Origin of the sequence: Asanoa sp. NPDC050611, from assembly GCF_040654855.1 — a bacterium.
GTDB lineage: Bacteria > Actinomycetota > Actinomycetes > Mycobacteriales > Micromonosporaceae > Asanoa.
The window spans coordinates 1-4,667 of record NZ_JBFAIU010000469.1 but is presented as its reverse complement, the minus strand read 5'-3'; the positions used below and the strand labels follow the sequence as shown (position 1 = coordinate 4,667).

Genomic DNA, 4,667 nt, shown 5'->3' with positions numbered 1-4,667 from the left:
ACCAGCGCGCGCGGGCGGCTCGCGTGGGAACCCGAGCGCAGCTCGCGCATCCAGCGCATGCACTCCGGCGCGTCACCGCGCAGCGCGGCGAGCAGGGCCAGCAGGCCCACCAGGTTGCCCGCCGCGGCGCGCTGGCCGCACGACCGGGCCACCGCGAGGCCCTCCCGCGCGCTGGCGGCGGCCGCCTCGTAGGAGCCCATCCAGTACTCGACGAACGTGCGCAGCTCCAGCGCCCGCGGCAGGAGCGCTATCGCGCCGCTGGATCGTGCGAGCGACGCGGCCCGCTCCAGCGTGCGGTGCGCGGCCGCGTCGTCGCCGAGCAGCAGGCCGGCCGTGGCCGCCGAGGTCAGCACCTCGGGGTCCGAGGTGGACAGTTCGAGCACCGAGCGCAGCGCCGGGCGGGCGCGTTCGTGGTCGCCCCGCATCACCGCGGCCAGGCCGGCGACCTGCGCCGAGCGCACCGGGTCGAGGGCGCCCGCGCGCCGCAGCAGCGCGGCCCGGCGCAGCACCTCGCGGTAGCGGCCGTGGTTGCCGTCCAGGCACACCGCCTCGCCGGCCAGCACGAGCGCCCGCCACGCCTGGTCAGGACAGCTCCCGGCCAGCTCGTCGGCCGCGGCCAGCAGCAGTTCGAGCGCCTCGCCGGCCGTGCCCCCGCGCAGCGCGATCTCGCCGGCCAGCAGCGCGCCCGCCGGGCCGGCGCGGGCCAGCAGCCGACCGGCCCGGGCCGGCTCGCCGGCGAGCCAGGCCAACCGCGCCGCGGCCGCCCGACGCGCCGCGGCTGGGCCCTGTGCGGGCGTCAGTTCGGCCGCGCGTTCCAGGGCCACGGAGCCGACCCGGCAGTCGACGACGGACCCGGCCGCGCGCTCGATGTCGTCGGCCAGGGACGCGTCGGGCGGCGGGGTCGCGGCGGCCAGATGGAGCAGCCGGCGCAGCCGGTCCCTCTCGCCGGTGAGCAGCCGAGCCAGCGTCCGATGGGCGCGCTGCCGGTCGGCGAGCGTGGCCTGGGAGCGGACCACCTCGGGCACCGCCGGGTGGGCGAACGCGGTGCCGCGCAGCAGGCCGGCACGCTCGGCCGCGGCGAGCGCGCCGCCGCCCAGCCGCGCCAGCACCGCCGGGTCGAGCCCGTCCTCGAGCGCCGCCAGCAGCAGGGCCCGCCGGGTGGCGGCGGGCAGGGCACGGAGGCGGTCGCGGTACGCGCGGCCCAGCGCCCCGTCGGCGGGCAACCCGGCCGGAGGTGGCTCGACGCCGCGCCGCTGCGCCGGAGTCAGCGCGCCGGCGAGGTCGTGCAGCGCCGCCGGGTTGCCGCCGGCCAGCCCGACCAGCACCTCCGCCACCGGGCTGGCGACGCCGTGGTCGGCCAGCACGCCGGCCGCCGCGGTCGTGTCGAGCGGGGCGAGCCGCCGCGTCGCGCCGTCGACCGGCGGCAGGTGCGTGCCGGCGAAGATGACGGCGATCCGGTGCTCCCAGGCCCGCCGGGCGACGAATGCGAGCACCTCCAGCGACGGCGGGTCGACCCGCTCGGCGTCGTCCACCACGCAGAGCACCGGCCGGCGGCGGCTGCGCGAGACGAGCGCGTCGAGCACCGTCGTGCACAACCGGAGCCGCTGCTCAGCAGTGCGGGCGCGGCGGGCGGGCACCGGCACGGGGAGCCGGTGCAACGCGCCGTAGGGCAGGTCGACCTCGCCCGGCAGCCCGGGCGCGTGCAGGCAGACGAAGCCGTGCGCCTGCCGGACGGCGTGGGCGAGCAGCGCGCTGCGACCGGAGCCCGGGTCGCCCTCGATCAGCAGAGCGCCGCCCAGGCCGGCCGCCGCCCGGCGGAGCAACTGGCCGATCGTCGCAAGCTCGACGGCTCGCCCGTGCAGCACCGCCGAAATATGCACTGCCGGTGCAACAAGCATGTATCCAGTGTCACCTATCCGAAAGCCGCTCGCAACAAAGACGCCCGTCTATCGACGGGCGCCTTCGTCCGGGCTGGGGCTCAGCTGCTCGGGCACGTGTTGCGGTACTCGTCGATCGCGCTGCCGCTCGGTCCGGGGCAGAGGAACTGCTCGTAGCGGGTGTCGTTGTCGACGAACCGCTTGAGCCACGCGACCATCTGCCGGCCGGTCGGCGTGTTGGTGGTCTGCGGGAAGAAGTGGCTGGCGTTGTTGAGCTCCAGGTACGCCTTCTCCGCCGACGCGGGGATGCTGTTGTAGAACGGGATCGAGTGCGACGACACCGGCGCGACCGTGTCGCTCTCGCCGCCGATGATCAGCGTCGGCACGCGCAGCTCGCTCCAGGTCTTGTCGGTGTTCCACGGCGCGAGCGGGATCGCGGCCTGCAGCGACGGCCGGTCCGAGGCGGCCTCGAGGCTGCCACCGCCACCCATCGAGTGCCCGGCCACGGCGAGGCGGGTGCTGTCCACCCGGCCGCGCACGGAACTGCTGTTGGTCAGGTAGTCCAGCGCGGCGAGCAGCTGCTGGCCCCGGCTGGCGGGCTGGTCGAGGCGGCTGTTGGTCTCGATGCCGATCACCACGAACCCGTGCGAGGCGATCCGCGGGCCGAGCCAGTCGATGCTCGACCAGGCGGCGGTGAAGCCCGGCGAGATCGCGATCGCGCCGAACGTACCGTCGGCGGTGGTGGTCGGGTAGTAGATGACGCCGCCGCCGAAGCCGCTGACCAGCGAGGAGACGCTGGTCTGGGAGACCGCGTACGGGCCGCGGGTGGCGTCGAGGATCGCCGTGGTCGGGGCTGGGCCGCGCTCGTACGGGTTCTCGGCCGCCAGCGCGTTGGGCACGCCCGCGACACCGACGCTGAGCACGGCGGCCGCCACCACGGCGGCGAGACGGATGGGTGTTCTCACGTGGGGGCTCCTGGTCCGTCGGGGGACATCGACGGAGACCAGTGTTTGACGCGCCCCCTCAGCCGCGCATCGGCGAAATCACCGGTGTCAGAGCGTCAGGCGCAGAATGCGGTCGTCGCCCGGGGCCGGGTTGCCGCGGCCGTCGTGGTTGGAGGTCAGCACCCACATCGAGCCGTCCGGGGCGGCCGCGACGTGCCGGAGTCGGCCGTGCTCGCCGCGCAGCAGCGCCTGGGCGCCGCTGCCGTCGGTGTTGATCGTGTAGAGCCGCTCGCCGCGCAGGCAGGCCATCCACACCCTGCCGTCGGGGCCGACCGCGATGCCGCTCGGTGACGCGTCCGCGGTGCGCCAGGTGGCGATCGGGTTGGTGAACGCGGGGTTGTCGGAGTCGCCCTCCGCCTCGGGCCAGCCGTAGTTGTGGCCGGGCTCGATCCGGTTCAGCTCGTCGTACGTGTTCTGCCCGAACTCGGACGCGAACATCGCGCCGCCGGAGTCCCAGGCGAGCCCCTGCACGTTGCGGTGGCCGTAGGTGTAGACCGGGCTCGCGCCGAACGGGTTCCCCGGCGCCGGGGCGCCCTCCGGTGTGAGCCGCAGGATCTTGCCGCCGAGGGCCGCGCGGTCCTGGGCCGCGTCGCGGTTGCCCGCGTCGCCGGTGCCGACGTAGAGCATGCCGTCGGGTCCGAACGCGATCCGGCCGCCGTCGTGGTTGCCGGCCTTCGGGATGCCGCTGAACACGACCGTGCGCGCGTCGGGCTGATCGGGCCGGAACCGCGCGATCCGGTTGTCGTCGGCCGCGGTGTAGTAGACGTAGACCCAGTCGCCGGCCGGTGCGACCGCGATGCCGAGCAGGCCGCCCTCCCCCGCGGGCTCCGCCTCGTCGACGACGGTCACCTGGCGGGCGGTGTTGCCCTGCACCGACAGGATGCGCGCGGTGTCGCGCTCGGTGACCAGGGCCGTGCCGTCGGGCCGGAACGCGAGCCCCCACGGTGCCCGCAGGTCGGTGACCACATCGGACACGCTCGCCGGCTGCGCGTCGGGCGCGCTCGGGACCGAGGGATCGCTGAACCAGCCCCGCCAGGCCGCCACGCCACCCAGCGCGGCGGCGAGCAGCACGACGACGGTGACCACGGTCAGCGCGATCCGAGCCCGGCTCACCGTTCGAGAATAACGCCGCGCCGACGGGGCACCTGGACAGCGAGGAAGGGAGACCGCTCATGCTGTGCATCCGCTCGCAGGACTCGGTCCTGTCCATCGCCTCCAAGGGCTCCGTGCTCTCGATCGGCTCGATCGGCTCCGTCGGCAGCCTGGGCTCGATCGGCTCCGCCTTCTCGGCGTTCTCGGTCGGCTCGTGGGCGAGCGCGTTCTCGCTGCTCTCCGCAGCGTCCGCCGGCTCGATCATGTCCTGGGCCAGCCGGCTCGGCGTCATGCGCGGCGGGCACTGAACCGGCACGGTTTCGCGAACAGGCGTTCGGGGAACATTCCGGCCCACGCCACGACACCTAGCTGAGAGGGTGCCCGACAATGGGTCTGATGTTCCGTAAGCGGAAGAAATTCGGCCCGATCATCCTGAACTTCACGGAGAACGGCTTCAGCTCCTGGAGCATCAAGATCGGTCGCTGGTCGTGGAACTCCCGGGCGCGCGCGCACCGCGTCGACCTCCCGGGACCGCTGTCCTGGAAGCAGGACAAGAGCTGACCTCCCCCCTCGCGGCGCCCTCCGGTCCACCGGAAGGGCGCCGCGAGTGCGTCTGCCCTGAGTAGATTGTCCGATATGACCCGGGCGGCCTGGCTCCGTGTGGTGTCCGCGGTCGTCCTGCTGGTCGCGCTCT

General features: G+C 74.7%; 4 protein-coding genes and 1 pseudogene. 2 read left to right on the top strand and 3 right to left on the bottom strand.

All coding sequences use genetic code 11. From position 1 onward, the window contains the following. The 3 genes from AB0H87_RS38345 to AB0H87_RS38335 form a co-directional block, all read right to left on the bottom strand. The coding region (locus AB0H87_RS38345; protein WP_360157588.1) for an AAA family ATPase at positions 1-1,865 on the bottom strand (1,865 nt) is incomplete at its 3' end. 113 nt (positions 1,866-1,978) lie between these two features. Continuing rightward, positions 1,979-2,842: an alpha/beta hydrolase gene (locus AB0H87_RS38340; RefSeq protein ID WP_360157585.1), complete on the bottom strand. Its 864-nt coding sequence runs from the start codon at positions 2,840-2,842 to the stop codon at positions 1,979-1,981. A gap of 87 nt (positions 2,843-2,929) precedes the next feature. Continuing rightward, positions 2,930-3,994, bottom strand: a complete 1,065-nt coding sequence (locus tag AB0H87_RS38335) for a PQQ-dependent sugar dehydrogenase (protein WP_360157582.1) — start codon at positions 3,992-3,994, stop codon at positions 2,930-2,932. A gap of 59 nt (positions 3,995-4,053) precedes the next feature. Between AB0H87_RS38335 and AB0H87_RS38330 the strand changes: the two are divergent. Beyond that, positions 4,054-4,266 (top strand): annotated as a pseudogene (locus AB0H87_RS38330) (hypothetical protein); the annotation flags it as partial. A 94-nt stretch (positions 4,267-4,360) separates the two neighbouring features. Further along, entirely contained in the window at positions 4,361-4,534 is a 174-nt protein-coding gene (locus AB0H87_RS38325) for a DUF4236 domain-containing protein (RefSeq protein WP_278081858.1), read from the top strand. Positions 4,535-4,667: the final 133 nt, after the last annotated feature.

Excerpts from the sequence above, each read along its gene's own strand:
- AB0H87_RS38325 (WP_278081858.1), top strand. The coding sequence starts at position 4,361 with ATGGGTCTGATGTTCCGTAAGCGGAAGAAATTCGGCCCGATCATCCTG.